Raw genomic sequence first — 16,705 nt, 5'->3', positions numbered from 1 at the left:
GGAAAGAACACATGAAATTCTCGCTCGCCTGGCTCAAGCGCTACATCGAAACCGAAGCGACCGTCGAGGAAGTGGCGGCAACGCTCAATGCCATCGGCCTTGAAGTCGAAGCCATCGAAGACCCGGCCGCCAGGCTCGCCGGCTTCCGCGTCGCCAGGGTCCTGACCGCTGCGCGTCATCCCGATGCAGACAAGCTGCAGGTGCTCACGGTCGATACCGGAGACGGCGATCCGCTTCAGGTGGTCTGCGGCGCGCCCAATGCGCGGGCCGGCCTCGTCGGCGTACTGGGCCTGCCCGGCGCGACGGTTCCGGCCAACGGCATGGTGCTCAAGGTTGCCGCCGTGCGCGGCGTCGAATCGAACGGGATGATGTGCTCCACGCGCGAGCTGGAGCTGGGCGATGACCACGACGGCATCATCGAACTGCCCGAAGATGCGCCGGTCGGCACCGATTTCGCCGCCTATCACGGCGCCAGCCCGATCATCGAAGTGGCGATCACGCCCAACCGGCCCGACTGCATGGGCCTCTTCGGCATTGCCCGCGATCTGGCCGCGGCCGGTCTCGGCACGCTCAAGCCGATGAAGGTGGAGCCTGTCGAAGGCACGTTCCCGTGCCCGGTCGAGATCCGCACCGACGATCCGGAAGGCTGTCCAGCCTTCTACGGCCGCGTCATCAAGGGCGTGAAGAACGGCCCGTCACCGCAGTGGCTGCAGGACCAGCTGCTCTCGGCAGGTCAGCGTCCGATTTCGGCGCTGGTCGACATCACCAATTATCTCATGCTTGGCCACGGCCGCCCGGCCCATGCCTACGATCTGGCCAGGCTTTCCGGTCCCGTGGTCGCCCGCCGCGCCCGCGATGGAGAGACCGTCGTTGCGCTGAACGAGAAGAGCTACACGCTCGATGGCGAGATGACCGTGATCGCCGACGACAGCGGCGTGCATGACATTGCCGGCATCATGGGCGGCGAGCATTCGGGCTGTTCGGACGAGACGACCGACGTCCTGCTCGAGATCGCCTATTTCGATCCGGTCCGCATCGCCAAGACGGGGCGCAAGCTCAATCTCACCTCGGATGCGCGCAGCCGCTTCGAGCGCGGCATCGATCCGCAGTTCCTCGATACCGGTCTCGATTACCTGACGACGTTGATCCAGATGATCTGCGGCGGTGAGGCTTCGCACGTGGTTCGCGCCGGTGCGGCGCCGGCTACGCCCAGGATCGTCCATTTCGAGCCTGGCCTGACCGAGCAGCTCGGCGGCGTTGTGGTGAAGCCGGAGGAGCAGCAGCGAATCCTCGAGGCGCTGGGCTTCTCGGTGGTCGTCGAGGAAGCGAATTTCGACAAGGCCTGGGCCGTGACTGTCCCGGGCTGGCGTCCGGATATCGACGGCGCGCCCGACATCGTCGAGGAAGTGGTGCGCATTCACGGGCTCGACAAGGTGGAGAGCGTGGCCCTGCCGCGTGCCGACGGTGTCGCCCTGCCGACCGCCACGGCCATGCAGAAGCTCGAACGCCGCGTTCGCCGCGCTGCCGCAGCGCGCGGGATGCATGAGGCGGTGACCTGGTCGTTCCTTCCCGAAGCGGAAGCGGCAGCCTTTGCCGATGGCGAGGGCCCCCTTTGGACCTTGTCCAACCCGATCAGCGAGGACATGAAAGTCATGCGCCCTTCGCTGCTGCCGGGCCTGCTTTCCGCCGCTCGCCGCAATCTGGACCGCGGCGCCGCCAGTCTGCGCCTGTTCGAGATTGGCCGCCGCTATCTGCGCGGCAAGGCGGGCATGAGCGACGAGCGCCTGACCCTCGGCGTGGTGCTTGCAGGCGAGAAGACGCCGCGCGGCTGGGCATCGGGCAAGGCGACTGCCTTCGACGCCTTCGACGCCAAGGGCGAAGTGCTGGCCCTGCTTGCCGAAGCAGGTGCCCCTGCCGACAAGCTCCAGGTCATGGGTGAGGCCGGGCCGCAGTTCCATCCCGGCCAATCGGCCACGCTGCGGCTTGGGCCCAAGAACGTGCTGGCCCGGTTCGGCATGATCCATCCCCGGGTAGCTAAGCAGTTCGACATCGACGGGCCGGTGGCCCTGGCTGAGATCTATCTCGACGCCATCCCGGCGAAGAAGGGCGCGGCCAGTTTCGCCCGCATCAAGTATGCGCCGCCTGCGCTCCAGGCGATCACGCGCGACTTCGCCTTCCTCGTGCCGGCCGAAACGCCCGCAGGCGATCTCGTGCGGCTGGTGCAGGGTGCGGACAAGGCCAACATCGTCTCGGCCCGGCTCTTCGACGATTTCCGCGGCACGGGCGTTCCCGAGGGACAGAAGTCGCTGGCCCTTGAAGTAACGCTCCAGCCGCAGGAGAAGAGTTACAAGGAAGAAGACCTCAAGGCGATTGCCGACAAGGTAACCGCCGCGGCCGCCAAGCTCGGGGCCGTTCTTCGCGGCTGACAGACACGGACAGGAGATCGCCGGTGCCGGAAGTGGAATTGCTGACTATCGGTTCCGGCGATCTGACTGCCCGGATCAACCCTTTCGGGGCCGAGTTGTGGTCGCTGACCGATGCCCTCGGGCGCGAGTTCATGACCGATGCCGATCCGGCATTCTGGGGCGGCCATGCTCCGCTGCTGTTCCCCATCGTCGGCGCGCTCAATGGTGACAGGTACCTGCTCGAGGGGCTGGAATACGCACTGCCCAAGCACGGCTTTGCCCGCAATTCCCTGTTCGAAACAATCGCAGCAGAAGAGAGCCGCGCCTGCTTTCGGCTGACGGACAGTGAGGCGACGCGCGCGGTCTATCCCTTCGCCTTCGCGCTGGAGGTGGAGTTCCGCCTGGAGGGCATGACGCTGCACATGACGGCGACGGTCCGCAACACCGGCGAAGCGCAGTTGCCTTTCAGCTTCGGCTATCATCCCGCCTTTGCCTGGCCGCTGCCCGGCGGGTCGGAAAAGGCCGATCACGTCATTGCCTTCGCCGAGCCCGAGCCGCAGCCGATCCGGCGAATCGATCCGCCAAGCGGCCTGCTGCTTTCCGAAGTCTTCGAATCCCCGGTCGAGGGGCATCATCTGGAACTCGATGCCGCGCTGTTCGAGCCGGATGCGATAATCTGGGACGCGCCGACGAGCCGTTCGCTGACTTTCGGGACGCCCGGCGGCTCGCAGCTTGCCATCGCCTTTCCCGATACGCCGATGCTGGGCATCTGGCAGAAACCCGGCGCACGCTACTTGTGCATCGAGCCCTGGCAGGGCCATGCCGATCCGGTGGGATTCGCCGGAGAGTTCCGCAGGAAGCCGGGGATCGTCGAACTCGAACCCGGCGCCAGCCGTTCGTTCCGCATGGACGTGACCGTCCTGACGGCCGATTGAAGGAGATCAATATGAAGACCGTTCTCGTCACCGGTGCCACGTCCGGTATCGGCGAAGCCTGTGCCTGCGCTTTCGTGAAAGCGGGTTGGCGCGTGGTGGCTACCGGCCGCCGGGCGGAGCGGCTCGAGGCTCTGGCAAGCGATCTGGGGGCGGACAAGGTCCATCCTTGCGTATTCGACGTGCGCGATGAAGCAGCCCGCGACGCTGCATTGGCCGCGCTTCCCGAAGATTTTGCGCAGATCGATTGCCTCGTGAACAATGCCGGGCTCGCGCTCGGCACCCAGCCGGCGCAAAAGTCCGATCTCGCCGAATGGAAGACGATGATCGAGACCAACGTGACGTCGCTGGTCTCGCTCACCCACAAGCTCTTGCCGGCGCTGATCGAACGCAAGGCGGCGATCGTGAACCTTTCCTCGGTTGCGGCGACCTACCCCTACACCGGCGGCAACGTCTATGGCGGAACCAAGGCCTTCGTGCGCCAGTTCTCGCTGGGCCTGCGCTCGGACCTGTCGGGCACCGGCGTGCGCGTGACCTCGATCGAGCCGGGCATGGTCGAGACCGAGTTTACCGTCATCCGCACCGGCGGCGACAGGGAGGCCTCTGACCGCCTCTATGCCGGGGTGAACCCATTGACGGGGGCGGATATCGCCGATGTCGTGCTGTGGGTCGCCAGCCAGCCGCCGCACGTCAATATCAATGCTCTTGAGCTCATGCCGGTCAACCAGTCCTTCGCCGGTTTCCAGGTTGCCCGCGAAGGATAGGCGCGCGAAAGTTGCGGTAAGGCGCGCGCCCCACTAAAGGCGCGCCCATGACTGCATCGCGCCGCACCTTCGCCATTATCTCGCATCCTGACGCGGGCAAGACGACCCTGACCGAGAAGCTCCTGCTTCAGGGCGGGGCGATTCACCTTGCCGGACAGGTCAAGGCGCGCGGCCAGGCGCGCCGCGCGCGCTCGGACTGGATGAAGATCGAACAGCAGCGCGGCATCTCGGTGACCAGCTCGGTAATGACTTTCGAGCGTACCGATGCCGATGGCAACACGATCACGTTCAACCTGCTCGACACGCCGGGCCACGAGGACTTCTCCGAGGACACCTACCGCACGCTCACCGCGGTCGATTCGGCGATCATGGTCATTGACGCGGCCAAGGGCATCGAGCCGCAGACCCGCAAGCTGTTCGAGGTCTGTCGTCTGCGGTCGGTGCCGATCATCACTTTCGTCAACAAGGTCGACCGCGAAGGCCGGGCCTGTTTCGACCTGCTCGACGAAGTGGCCGACATGCTTGCGCTCGATGTCTGCCCGATGTCGTGGCCGGTCGGCATGGGTGGCCTCTTCCAGGGCATTCTCGATCTCAAGAGCGGCAAGGTCAGCCGTCCGGAAGGCGGCAGCAAGGAATTCCTCGGCAAGGTCGACGAAAACGTCGAACTGCCCGAGGAAGTCGCGGAGGAAATCGAGCTGGCCCAGGCCGGCTATCCCGAATTCGACATCGAGGCCTATCGCGGGGGCGACCTGACTCCGGTGTTCTTCGGTTCCGCGCTCAAGAACTTCGGCGTGGTCGAACTGATCGAGGCGATCGCCAACTTCGCGCCGCCGCCGCGCCCGCAGCCGACCGAGGCAGGGCCGGTCGATCCCGAGCACAAGGAAGTCACTGGCTTCATCTTCAAGGTCCAGGCCAACATGGACCCGATGCACCGCGACCGCATCGCCTTCATGCGGCTGGTCTCGGGCACCTTCAAGCGCGGGATGAAGCTGACGCCGTCGGGGCTGGGCAAGCCGATCGCGGTGCACTCGCCGATCCTCTTCTTCGCGCAAGACCGCGAGATCGCGGACAGCGCCGAGCCTGGCGATATCATCGGAATCCCCAACCACGGCACCTTGCGCGTCGGCGATACCCTGTCCGAGAAGAACCAGATCCGCTTCACCGGCCTGCCCAACTTCGCGCCCGAAATCCTGCGGCGCGTCGCGCTCAGGGATCCGACCAAGACCAAGCAGCTGCGCAAGGCGCTCGACGACCTCTCCGAAGAGGGCGTGATCCAGGTCTTCTATCCGGAGATCGGCTCGCAGTGGATCGTCGGCGTCGTCGGCCAGCTCCAGCTCGACGTGCTGATCTCGCGGCTGGAGGCCGAGTACAAGGTCGAGGCGGTGCTCGAGGCTTCGCCCTTCGATACGGCGCGCTGGATCAAGGGCGACGACAAGGCGCTCCGGGACTTTACGGATTTCAACAAGATGAACCTCGCCAAGGACCGCGACGGCGATCCGGTGTTCATGGCCAAGTCCGCCTGGGACGTCAGCTATCAGCAGGAACGCAATCCCGATCTGACCTTCAGCGCTACCAAGGAGCGTTGATCTGGCCGCTGAGCAGGGAACTCTGCCCCTCTCTCGCGGATTGATCCTGTACAGACCTTGGCAGCTCCGGATCGTCGGAGATACTCTGCTGCAAGGGCGGCCCGGTCGGGGCCGGCAGGAGCGGTTTCGCGCGTGAAGATCAGGTTCGCCAGCTACAACATCCACAAGGCGGTCGGTCTCGATCGCCGGCGCGACCATGAGCGCATCCTGCGGATCCTGCGCGAAGTCGATGCCGATATCGTGGCTCTGCAGGAAGTCGACCGCCGCTTCGGCAGGCGGATGACAGCGCTGCCCCTCGACGCGATCCACGATGCAACGGATTATCGTCCGGTCCCGATGTCGATGAAACCCGACAGTCTGGGCTGGCACGGGAACGCGATCCTCGTGCGCAAGGGCATAGACATTGTCGAAGCGGCGCCCGTACCCTTGCCGGTCCTGGAGCCGCGCGGGGCGGTGCGGGCCGATCTCATGGTGGAAGGGCAGCGGTTCCGGGTCGTGGGGATGCATCTCGACCTTTCAGGGCTGCGCCGGCGTCACCAGGTCCGCAGCGTCCTCACCCACGTGGCCGAGTGCGATCACGATTGCCCCACGGTCCTGATGGGCGATCTCAACGAATGGGCCGTCCACGGCGGCTGTTTTCGCGAATTCGACGCGAGTTGGCGGGTCCTGGCACCAGGGCAAAGCTTCCCTGCACGCAGGCCGATTGCCCGATTGGATCGCATTATCGTGTCGCGACAATGGCAAGTGCACGAAGCGAAGGTCCATCACAGTCCGCTTTCGGCGGTCGGTTCGGACCACTTGCCCGTCCATGCCTCGCTAGAGTTGCCTAAAAAATAGGCAACTGCTCAGGAATCGGGCGTTGACCTGTGCCTGACTTGAGGCAGGCGCGTTCGAGTCCGCCTTGAATCTTGCCATTCCGTAAATTGGCACGCTGCTTGCTTATCATGTCTGCAGCCGGCGCTGGGCCGGTGGCAGACAGGGGATAGGCATGAAGTTCATCATAGCCATCATCAAGCCCTTCAAACTCGACGAAGTTCGAGAAGCGCTGGGTGCGATCGGTGTCGCAGGCATGACCGTGTCCGAAGTGAAGGGATTCGGGCGCCAGAAGGGCCAGACGGAAATCTATCGTGGGGCCGAGTATTCGACCAACATGTTGCCGAAGGTGAAGATCGAGGTCGCCGCGACCGACGATCTGGCCGCCAAGATCGTGGAAACGATCCAGCAGGTAGCAAGCACCGAAGCAATCGGCGACGGCAAGATCTTTGTCCTCGACCTTGCTGCGGCTGTGCGCATCCGCACCGGCGAATCCGGCGACACCGCGCTTTGACAGGCGCTTCCGACAGGAGGGAATCCACGATGATCCGCAAGATGATTTGCGGCGCTGGCGTACTCGGTGCGTCCATGTTCGCTGCCATGCCCGCCTGGGCCCAGGAAGCCGCCGCTGCGGCCGCTCCGGTGCCCAATCCCGGTAACAATGCCTGGATGATGACCTCGACCGTCCTGGTCCTGCTCATGATCCTGCCCGGCCTTGCCCTGTTCTACGGCGGCCTGACCCGCTCGAAGAACATGCTTTCGACCATGACCCAGATCGGCGCGGCGGCTGCGCTCGCCATGATCATCTGGGTGGTCTATGGTTACTCGACCGCTTTCGGCCCCGAAGGCAACGCCTTCTTCAGCTGGGGCAACGCGTTCCTGGCGAAGACCACGCCGGACAGCACGGCCGCCACGTTCTCTGATGAAGTCATCAGCGAATACGTCTTCATCTGCTTCCAGATGACCTTCGCCGCGATCACCGCCGCCCTCGTCCTGGGCGCTACGGTTGAGCGCATGAAGTTCTCGGCAGTGATGGCTTTCACCGCTGTGTGGCTCACCATCGTCTATTTCCCGATCGCGCACATGGTGTGGGCGGGCGGCGGCCTTCTCTTCGAGATGGGCGCTCTCGACTTCGCCGGTGGTACGGTCGTTCACATCAACGCCGGTGTCTCGGCTCTCGTTGCCGCGCTGATCCTCGGCAAGCGCAAGGGCTACCCGAGCGAACCGATGCCGCCGCACTCGCTGACGCTGACCATGGTCGGCACCGGCCTGCTGTGGGTGGGTTGGTTCGGCTTCAACGCCGGTTCCGAACTCGAGGCTGACGGCACCGCCGGTCTCGCCATGATCAACACTTTCGTCGCCACCGCTTCGGCCGGCCTGTTCTGGATGCTTGCCGAGCGTTTCTCGGGTCACAAGGGTTCGGCACTGGGTTTCTGCTCGGGCATCGTCGCTGGCCTCGTCGCCGTCACCCCGGCGGCTGGCAACTCGGGCCCGTTCGGCGCGATCGTGCTTGGCGCCATCGCTTCGATCATCTGCTTCATCATGGTTTCGAAGGTGAAGCCGGCCCTCGGCTACGATGACTCGCTCGACGCTTTCGGCGTCCACGGCATCGGCGGCATCGTCGGCGCCATCGGCACGGGCTTTGTCTATCAGCCGGGCCTTGGCGGACCGGGCGACGGTTCGACCGCGATGGGCGCCCAGGTGTGGATCCAGATCCAGGCGGTTCTCGTCTCGATCGCATGGGCCGCCGTCGGCACCGTCATCGCGATCTTCATCGCCAAGCTGATCACCGGCCTGCGCGTCACTCCCGAAGTCGAGCAGGAAGGCCTCGACATCGGCGAGCACGGCGAGCGCGCCTACAACTAAGTTCCTAGAGTTTGGCGGCGGCGGGTACTTCCTCCTCTCCTCCCATCCGTCGCCGCCTAACGGTGTTCCTCCTGCGAACACAAACTGTAAGGGCCGGAGCCAGCCGCTCCGGCCCATTTTTCATGCTCTCGCCATTTTCCTATGTTTCGCGGCTGCAATGTGGGATGCTGCATCGCGGTTTCGGCACGGGCCGGAACAAACGCGCTAGCGGGCGGGGTGCGCGATGAAATACATCACGGCTATCATCAAACCCTTCAAGTTCACGGAAGTGAAGGACGCACTCGGATCGGCCGGGATTTCCGGCATGACGGTTTCCGAGGTCAGCGGTTTCGGGCGCCAGAGAGGGCAGACCGAGGTTTACCGCGGCGCGGAATATACCTCGGCCATGTTGCCCAAGATCAAGCTCGAGATCGCGGTTCCGGACGGCCTTGCCGAATCGATCGTGGAAGTCATTCGCCGCACCGCGTGCAATGACGAGATCGGCGACGGCAAGATCTTCGTTTACGAGCTTGCCGATGCCCGGCGCATCCGGACCGGAGAGCAGGGCGAACTGGCGCTCTGATCGCGCGCCCGGTCGGCCGGTTCAGCTCTGCGCAGCGAGCATTTCAATCAGCTGGCGAATCGGAGATACGTCATAGCCTGCGGCCGCCGCCTTGGAGGCAATGACGGTCGGATTGTCGCCTGCCTTTGCCCGCGCGAGGGCCCAGAGCAGGGTCGAACGGGTTCCCGAACGGCAATAGGCCAGCACCGGGCCGCCCGCATTCTCCAGTGCATCGTACATCGCGTCGACCTGGGCTTCGCTGAAACCGGCGTGCGTTACGGGGATCGAGACATAGTCCATTCCGGCGGCTTTCGCGGCAGCTTCGATCTCCGCTCCCGAGGTTTGATCGTCGCTCTCACCTTCGGGGCGATTGTTGATAATCCGCACGATTCCCATCTCTTTTGCGGTCGCAATGGCGTCGAGGCCAATCTGCGGGCTGGCAAAAACGGTGTCGGTAATCTGGCGGAACATGATCGTGTTTCTCCGAATTGGCGGCCTCGGCGAAGACGCATGGCACCTTCAGGGCGGCGCGATCAAGAGGCGCTCTTGAAGCAACTGGCAAGCCAAATCGACGATCCGGATGGTCCAATTCCGCGCAGTTCAACGAAAAAGGTACGTAATTCTGTTCGCCATGGGCTTGAGACTAGTGTATGAACCGTGACCGCAGAAAAGATCCGGGCGCATGTCCGGTAAGTTTTCTGACGTTCGGCGCGGATCGTCCACGCGTCCGAGTGAATGCTTGTGGGGCGCATCGAAGGTACGTTCGTAAAGATGGGTTTTGACAGAGGTCGTCGCGGAAGGGGACGCGACAAGCGGGATCGGTTTGGAGAGGACGATTTCGATCCGTTCTTCGCCGGACAGGATCGATTTGGAGGCGGTGATCGCTTCGGTGGTGGCGACCGTTTCGGCGGAGGCGGTGATCGCTTCGGCGGCGGCGGCGGCGACGACCGTGGTGGCGGTGGCCAGCGCGGCGGCTTCGGTGGCGGCGGCGGTGGTCGCGGCTTCGGCGGCGGTGGCGGCGGTGGCGCTCCTCGTGGCGGTGGCATGCCGGCCCAAGTCGTTGGACAGGGCCGCGGCGTCGTAAAGTTTTTCAACTCGGCAAAGGGCTTCGGCTTCATCCAGCGGGATGAAGGCGGCGACGATGTGTTCGTACACATCAGCGCGGTCGAACGCGCGGGTCTTGAAGGCCTGGCCGAGGGACAGCAGCTGGAATTCCAGCTCGTCGATCGCGGCGGTAAGGTTTCGGCCAGCGACCTCGTGGTCGTCGGTGACGTCATTCCCGTCCAGAAGCGTGAAGTTGCGCCGCAACGTCAGCTTACCGGCGAGAAGGCCACCGGCACGGTGAAGTTCTTCAACTCGATGAAGGGTTTCGGCTTCATCACTCGTGACGATGGGCAGCCCGATGCTTTCGTTCACATCAGCGCTGTCGAACGTTCGGGCCTCAGCGCCCTGAACGAGGGCGATCGCGTGGAGTTCGACATTGAGGTCGATCGACGAGGCAAGTACTCGGCGGTCAACCTGTCGCCGCTTCAGGGTTGATCAGCCTGCTTTGATCCCGGTCGTTTGACCGGGGCATTGCAACAGCATAAAAGCGCGCAGATGGCGGTCCGGATAGGGCCGCCATTTGTCGTTTGCGATTCACCATTTCGTCTCATTGTTCCGTTTCGAGGATTACCGACATGTCGATCACCCCGCTGATGCCCGTATACCCCCGGTGCGGAGTTCGGCCCGTTCGCGGCGAACACTGCCATCTGATCAGCGAAGATGGTCGGCGATTCCTCGATTTCGCCAGCGGCATCGCGGTCAATGCCCTCGGTCATTCGCACAAGGGCCTGATCGGAGCGCTGCAGAAGCAGGCAGAGACGCTGATGCATGTCTCGAACCTCTATGGCAGCCCCCAGGGCGAAGCCATTGCGCAGCGGCTGGTGGACCTGACCTTCGCCGATACGGTGTTCTTCACCAATTCGGGCGCCGAGGCGGTCGAATGCGCGATAAAGACGGCGCGTGCCTATCACCAGTCGGTCGGCAACGATGGGAAATATGAACTCATCACCTTCAACAATGCCTTCCACGGCCGCACGATGGCGACGATCAGCGCGTCCAGCCAGGAAAAGATGCACAAGGGTTTTCTGCCCCTGCTGCCCGGCTTCAAGTACGTCGATTTCAACGATCTTGAAGCCGCAAAAGCCGCGATCGGGCCGAACACGGCCGGATTCCTGGTAGAGCCGATCCAGGGCGAAGGCGGCATCCGCATCGCCGACGAGGCTTTCCTGCAGGGCCTGCGTCAGCTTTGCGACGAACATGACCTCATGCTCGTACTCGACGAAGTCCAGAGCGGTGTGGGCCGTTCGGGCACGCTCTATGCCTACGAACAGTACGGTATCGAGCCGGACATCATGGCGACGGCCAAGGGCATCGGCGGCGGCTTCCCGGTTGGCGCCTGCCTTGCCACCGAAAAGGCTGCCCGCGGCATGGTCGCAGGAACACACGGTTCGACCTACGGCGGCAACCCTTTCGCAATGGCCGCGATTGGTGCAGTGCTCGACGTGATCGCCGACGATGAGTTCCTTGAAGGCGTGCGCGCGACGGGTGAGCGACTGAAGGCGCGTCTCGAACAGTTCATCGGCAACTATCCGGATCTCTTCGAATTGGTCCGTGGTCGCGGCCTGTTCATCGGGCTCAAGATGAAGGTCGAGCCACGTCCCTTCGTGGCGCACATGCGCGACAATCACCAGGTGCTGGCAGTTTCGGCCGGCGACAACGTGGTGCGCGTGCTGCCGCCGCTCGTGATCGATGACAGCCACATCGACGAATTCATGGAAAAGCTGTCCGCCGCAGCGGCCAGCTACAATCCCGAAGAGGTATCCTGATGACCCGGCATTTCCTGAGCCTGTCGGATGCAGGCGGTGACACGCTCGCCGCGATGCTGAACGATGCAATCGATCGCAAGGCGGCGCGCAAGGATTGGCCCAAGGCTCGCGTCGATGCGGACGGGCCCTTGGCAGGCCACGTTCTGGCGATGATCTTCGAGAAGAATTCGACCCGCACCCGCGTATCCTTCGACATGGCGATGCGCCAGCTTGGCGGCAGCGCGCTCATCATGGAGGCAGGAAGCACGCAACTCGGCCGCGGCGAGACTGTGGCCGACACCGCACGCGTGCTCAGCCGCATGGTCGACGCGATCATGATCCGTACCGACGATCACGCCAAGATCGAGGAGCTGGCGCATTATGCCGAGGTTCCGGTGATCAACGGCCTGACCGACCTGTCGCACCCGTGCCAGATCGTCGCGGACCTGCTGACCGTCGTCGAACGCGGGTTCGCGCTGCCCGGTCTTCAGGTCGCGTGGCTCGGGGACGGCAACAATGTCGCCAATTCGCTGATCGAGGCGGCGGGGCAGATGAAGTTCACCGTGCGTATCGGCGGGCCTGCCGGCTACGAGCCGAACGCCGGCTTCATCGAGCAGGCGCGCGCTGCCGGTGGAGAGGTGATTCTCACCCAGGACCCGACCGAAGCGGTCAAGGGTGCGCAAGTCGTCGTAACCGATACCTGGGTGTCGATGGGCCAGCCGGGCGGGGAGAAGCACGTTGCGGCGATGCAGCCCTATCAGGTCAACACCGCGCTCATGGCGCGGGCGGATCCTCGTGCGATGTTCCTGCACTGCCTGCCCGCGCACCGCGAGGAGGAAGTGACCAACGAAGTGATCGACGGACCGCAGTCTGCCGTTTGGGATGAGGCGGAGAACCGCCTTCATGCTCAGAAGTCGGTCCTGTTGTGGGCGTTGGGCAAGCTGTGAGCGAGGACTATCTGATCGTGAACGAGGAAACTGGTTTCGACCGGGTCCTCGCTTTCACGGTTCCCGATCGGCACGCCCGCGGGCGCCTCGTGCGTCTTGGTCCTGCACTCGAGACGGTCCTTTCGGCTCACGACTATCCCAAGAAGGTCAAGCACCTGCTAGCCGAGGCGCTGGTACTGACAGCACTCATGGGCTCGCTCCTCAAGGAGAACGGGTCGCAGCTGACGGTCCAGGCACAGGCAGACGGCGGCCCGATCGACCTGCTTGTCTGCGATTACCGAGACGGTGAAATTCGCGGCTATGTTCGTCATGACGACGATCTGCTGGCGCAGCTCAGTGAAGATGAGACGTCGCTGGAAGCGCTCTTCGGCAAGGGCTATTTCGCCATTACGTTCGATCTGGCCGTCACCAAGGAGCGGTACCAGGGCGTGGTTCCGCTTGAGGGGGAATCCCTTGCACAGGCCTGTGAATCGTATTTCGCGCAGTCCGAGCAGGTGCCGACGCTGATCCGCGTGGCCGTTCGGTCGAATGATCCGCGCTGCGTGGCCGGTGGCCTGCTGGTCCAGCACCTTCCCGAAGGGGAAGAGGGCAAGGCACGGCTCCATGCCCAGGAAGATCATCCCGACTGGGCCCATGTTTCGATTATGGCAGGCAGCACCAAGCCTGAGGAGCTGGTCGATCCAGTCCTCAATCTCGAGCAGCTCGTCTGGCGCCTGTTCCATGAGGAAAGCGAAGTTCGCGTCGAGCAACTCGGCCATCTCCGACGCGGTTGCCGTTGTACGGTCGAACATTACCAGTCGATTCTTTCCCGCTTCGAGGAAAAAGAACTGGCGGAGATGCGCGATGACGACGGGACGATTCCGGTCGACTGCGCCTTCTGTTCGAAAGTATTGCAAATCCCGGTTTAACGGCGGCTTGGCTGCCGGGTCCTTGTTTTTCATGTCCGGATTGCCGATATTGACACGGAATGACTGAATTGGCGAAGACTCTTGTAGTCATGCCTCAAGGATGACGACTGGAAAGATGAGCAAACTTGCGTTGGCAATGCTGTTTGGTGGTGCCTCGCTTGCCGTGGCCCTGCCGGCTTACGGGGAGCGAAACTCCCTGTCGATGCTCGATCATCTCGAGAGCGGCGACTGGGAGCTGCGCCAGAGGGACGGTGCCGGGCAAAGCAACATTTGCCTCGATAGTGGTCGCAAATTGATCCAATTGCGCCATCCGGGGCTGAATTGCAGTTCCGTGGTCGTCGAGGACACGCCCAATGAGGTGACGGTTCAGTATACCTGTCGTGGGCAAGGCTACGGTCGTACGCATATCCGGCGTGAGACCGACAGCCTCGTCCAGATCGACACCCAGGGTATCGTGAATGGCAGGCCCTTCGTCTACGCGGCCGAGGCGCGGCGTATTGGCAATTGCCGCAGCTGAAGGTTGTCAACGCGGTAATGCAGGCCTAGCGCGGGCGCCATGCAGGATCATTCTTCCAACCAGCCCCGGCAAGCCGTTGTCCTGCTTTCCGGTGGGCTCGATTCCATGGTCTCGGCCGGTCTGGCCAAGGAGGCCGGTTTCGCCGTCAATGCGCTGACCATTGACTACAACCAGCGGCATCGCCGCGAGATTGATGCGGCGCGCAGGATTGCGGAGGAACTTCGTGCGGAGCGCCATGTCGTCTTGCCGTTGGATTTGCGCCGATTCGGCGGGTCGGCGTTGACCGACGATATCGATGTACCCAAGGACGGCGTCGGCCCGGATATCCCGGTGACATATGTTCCCGCGCGCAATCTCGTCTTCCTGTCGCTGACGCTGGCCTGGGCCGAGACGGTCGGCGCCAAGGACATCTACATTGGCGTGAATGCGCTCGATTATTCGGGATATCCCGACTGCCGGCCGGAATTCATAGCGGCCTTCGAAAATATCGCTACCCTCGCGACCAAGGTGGGTGCGCAGGGCAACGCTTTCACCATCCATGCGCCGTTGCAGTACATGAGCAAGGCGGAAATCGCGAGCGAGGCACATCGGCTTGGCCTCGATGCCGGGATGAGCTGGTCCTGCTACGATCCGCAGCCTGATGGCCGGGCATGTGGCCTGTGCGATAGCTGCCGCCTGCGCAAAGCGGGCTTCGAGCAGGCGGGCCTGGTGGATAATACCGACTACGCGGCGTAAAGCCGTCAACAGTCAGCGGTAATGAACCAACGGGCGTGATCGCAAGGTCACGCCCGTTTCATGTGTGCGTGACCGGTAGGCAAAGCGGTGGCCTGTTTGGGGCAAAAGAAAAGGGGGACGGATTGCTCCGTCCCCCCGATCTTGTCACCGTTGCCGGTTCGCTTACATGCCCGAGCCCGGACCGTAAGTGATCTCGACGCGGCGGTTCTGCAGCTCGCGCACACCGTCTGCGGTGGGAACGCGCGGGTTGGCTTCACCGAACGCTTCGCTCGAGATCGCACCGTCGGGGATGCCGTGGCTGGTGAGGTACGAACGGACCGAAGCGTTACGACGCTCGGAGAGGCCCATGTTGTACTTCACGGTACCCGAACGGTCGGTGTAACCGGCGAGCATGATCGGCACGTTGTCGCAGTTGCCATAGGCACTGACAGCGCTGTCGAGAATGGTCGCGGCTTCCGGCGTGATGTCCGACTTGTCCCAGTCGAAGAACACGATGTACGGGCCCTTGTTGCAGACCACCGGCGGCGGGGGCGGCGGAGCCGCTTCTTCGCCACCGAAGTTGTAGCCCAGGGTCGCCATCAGCGAGTGCGAGCGCCAGCGGGTGCTGGCATCGCTACCGCCCAGAACCACATCGACGTTGTCGACGTTCATGAAGCGGTACTTGAGGCCTGCGTCCCAATGCTTGGTGATCGGAGCGCGAACACCTGCGAGTGCCTGCCAGGCGAAGCCGGTGTCGGAGTCGCTGCCGACGCCTTCGAAGCGATAGTCGACGCGACCGACGCCGACGCCACCGCCGACGAAGCCCTGGATGCCGTCATCGGGGCCGAAGTCGAGCAGGCCATTGACCATGAACGAGAGCATCGAGCTGTGACCGCGGTCGCTGAACGTACCCAGGTCAATGTCGCTCACTGTGTCGTTTTCTGCACGACGATAGCTGGCTTCGGTTTCGAGGCGGAAGCCACCGAAATCGTAACCGATTGCTGCACCGCCGTCATAACCGGTGTGCGTGTCAAGAGTTGCAGCGTTGTTGACGCCATCAATATCGAAGTCAGCGTCTTCGACGATCATGCCGCCGAAGTCGAGTTCCAGATACCAGCTGTCGTCGCGCGCGAACGCGGGCGTGGCGATAGCTGTAGAAGCCAGCGCCAGTCCAATGACGAGTTTCCTCATACGTTTCCCCTACTGATAGAGATTTGGAGCCACCGAGTGGGTGGAGTGTCTAACCCTTCAACAAACCGGGTGCAAGCGCACAATGACGGCGACTGTTGCAGAAATGTCGCGTTTTCGGGGGGTTGGCGCTGTGCGACGACGCTGTACTGAGCGTTGAAAATCACCTGCTGAACCCCTGTTCATCGTTTCCGGTTACGCCGAGGGAGAGATACCCAAGGCTTGCAGGACCGCGATTATCTCATTGATCGAGGCCCGAGCCTCCACATCAACGATCGAACCTCCAACTGGTTCCTCAACAAGGGAACCTTTTCTCCAGAAACCGAAAAATAGCCGTTCCTGCCCGCTGGACCGATCAAAGATCCGCATGCCGTCGGGCGGTTGGAGAAAGATCCAGTTACCTCCCTGCCTTGAGGCAATCTCGTGTTCGTGGCCTGCCCATTCGCCTTGGGAATCGGCGCTGACCAGCCAGCTGTCTCCTTCGGCAGGATTTTCGGGCGGCTCTGGGTTTTCCCCTAGAATTGTGCAGTGCACGGCAGCATCGATCCGCGCAAAGGCCTCGTTGACGAGGATCTCTTTCCCGGCCTGTCCGGAATACAGCAGGGGCAGGGCCAAACGCGGGCTGTTGCTTTCGAATATAACGGGATCGCTCATCTGGAGGTCCTTTGCATCACG

Annotated in this window: 17 protein-coding genes; 14 read left to right on the top strand and 3 right to left on the bottom strand. The window is 63.1% G+C overall.

What is annotated here, in order from left to right:
- Positions 1-11 precede the first annotated feature (11 nt).
- The 8 genes from pheT to J3474_RS03855 all read left to right on the top strand — a co-directional run bounded on the left by pheT (position 12) and on the right by J3474_RS03855 (position 8,928).
- Positions 12-2,426: a phenylalanine--tRNA ligase subunit beta gene (gene pheT / locus J3474_RS03890; RefSeq protein WP_207093155.1), complete on the top strand. Its 2,415-nt coding sequence runs from the start codon at positions 12-14 to the stop codon at positions 2,424-2,426.
- Between the two features lie 23 nt (positions 2,427-2,449).
- Positions 2,450-3,340 (top strand): aldose 1-epimerase family protein, encoded by an 891-nt coding sequence (locus tag J3474_RS03885; RefSeq protein ID WP_207093154.1) that lies wholly within the window; start codon positions 2,450-2,452, stop codon positions 3,338-3,340.
- Between the two features lie 11 nt (positions 3,341-3,351).
- Positions 3,352-4,101: an SDR family NAD(P)-dependent oxidoreductase gene (locus J3474_RS03880; protein ID WP_207093153.1), complete on the top strand. Its 750-nt coding sequence runs from the start codon at positions 3,352-3,354 to the stop codon at positions 4,099-4,101.
- Positions 4,102-4,148: 47 nt separating this feature from the next.
- A complete protein-coding gene (locus J3474_RS03875) occupies positions 4,149-5,687 on the top strand; it encodes a peptide chain release factor 3 (RefSeq protein ID WP_207093152.1) in 1,539 nt (512 codons plus the stop codon).
- A 132-nt stretch (positions 5,688-5,819) separates the two neighbouring features.
- A complete protein-coding gene (locus J3474_RS03870) occupies positions 5,820-6,524 on the top strand; it encodes an endonuclease/exonuclease/phosphatase family protein (protein ID WP_013834441.1) in 705 nt (234 codons plus the stop codon).
- Between the two features lie 151 nt (positions 6,525-6,675).
- Positions 6,676-7,014, top strand: a complete 339-nt coding sequence (locus J3474_RS03865) for a P-II family nitrogen regulator (RefSeq protein ID WP_007012848.1) — start codon at positions 6,676-6,678, stop codon at positions 7,012-7,014.
- Between the two features lie 29 nt (positions 7,015-7,043).
- A complete protein-coding gene (locus J3474_RS03860) occupies positions 7,044-8,366 on the top strand; it encodes an ammonium transporter (RefSeq protein WP_013834440.1) in 1,323 nt (440 codons plus the stop codon).
- 223 nt (positions 8,367-8,589) lie between these two features.
- On the top strand, positions 8,590-8,928 hold the full coding sequence (locus tag J3474_RS03855) for a P-II family nitrogen regulator (protein ID WP_007012850.1): 339 nt from the start codon (positions 8,590-8,592) through the stop codon (positions 8,926-8,928).
- 21 nt (positions 8,929-8,949) lie between these two features.
- Here J3474_RS03855 and J3474_RS03850 read toward each other — a convergent pair whose 3' ends face one another.
- The gene (locus J3474_RS03850; protein ID WP_013834439.1) at positions 8,950-9,378 is read right to left on the bottom strand and encodes a TIGR01244 family sulfur transferase; all 429 of its coding nucleotides are present in this window, start codon (positions 9,376-9,378) and stop codon (positions 8,950-8,952) included.
- Positions 9,379-9,678: 300 nt separating this feature from the next.
- Here J3474_RS03850 and J3474_RS22945 point away from each other — a divergent pair, with 300 nt between their 5' ends.
- The 6 genes from J3474_RS22945 to queC all read left to right on the top strand — a co-directional run bounded on the left by J3474_RS22945 (position 9,679) and on the right by queC (position 14,863).
- Entirely contained in the window at positions 9,679-10,446 is a 768-nt protein-coding gene (locus J3474_RS22945; protein WP_207093151.1) for a cold-shock protein, read from the top strand.
- 140 nt (positions 10,447-10,586) lie between these two features.
- Positions 10,587-11,777: an aspartate aminotransferase family protein gene (locus tag J3474_RS03840; protein ID WP_207093150.1), complete on the top strand. Its 1,191-nt coding sequence runs from the start codon at positions 10,587-10,589 to the stop codon at positions 11,775-11,777.
- On the top strand, positions 11,777-12,703 hold the full coding sequence (argF, locus tag J3474_RS03835; protein ID WP_207093149.1) for an ornithine carbamoyltransferase: 927 nt from the start codon (positions 11,777-11,779) through the stop codon (positions 12,701-12,703). Before J3474_RS03840 ends, argF begins: the two co-directional genes overlap by 1 nt.
- A 17-nt stretch (positions 12,704-12,720) precedes the next feature.
- Positions 12,721-13,611 carry an Hsp33 family molecular chaperone HslO gene (locus J3474_RS03830; RefSeq protein ID WP_242528178.1) on the top strand — a complete coding sequence of 297 codons (891 nt, stop codon included), beginning with the start codon at positions 12,721-12,723 and terminating at the stop codon, positions 13,609-13,611.
- Between the two features lie 115 nt (positions 13,612-13,726).
- A complete protein-coding gene (locus J3474_RS03825; RefSeq protein ID WP_013834434.1) occupies positions 13,727-14,128 on the top strand; it encodes a hypothetical protein in 402 nt (133 codons plus the stop codon).
- 39 nt (positions 14,129-14,167) lie between these two features.
- Positions 14,168-14,863, top strand: a complete 696-nt coding sequence (queC, locus tag J3474_RS03820) for a 7-cyano-7-deazaguanine synthase QueC (protein WP_013834433.1) — start codon at positions 14,168-14,170, stop codon at positions 14,861-14,863.
- A gap of 162 nt (positions 14,864-15,025) precedes the next feature.
- Here the strand turns inward: queC and J3474_RS03815 are convergent, their stop codons facing one another.
- Together J3474_RS03815 and J3474_RS03810 are read right to left on the bottom strand one after the other, a co-directional pair.
- A complete protein-coding gene (locus J3474_RS03815; protein WP_207093147.1) occupies positions 15,026-16,033 on the bottom strand; it encodes an OmpA family protein in 1,008 nt (335 codons plus the stop codon).
- 192 nt (positions 16,034-16,225) lie between these two features.
- A complete protein-coding gene (locus tag J3474_RS03810) occupies positions 16,226-16,684 on the bottom strand; it encodes a DUF2793 domain-containing protein (protein ID WP_207093146.1) in 459 nt (152 codons plus the stop codon).
- Positions 16,685-16,705 lie beyond the last annotated feature (21 nt).

The sequence above is a fragment of the Novosphingobium sp. PY1 genome (assembly GCF_017312445.1).
Taxonomy (GTDB): Bacteria; Pseudomonadota; Alphaproteobacteria; order Sphingomonadales; family Sphingomonadaceae; genus Novosphingobium.
The sequence above is the reverse complement of the archived record's forward strand: the minus strand, read 5'-3'. Positions and strand labels throughout refer to the sequence as shown.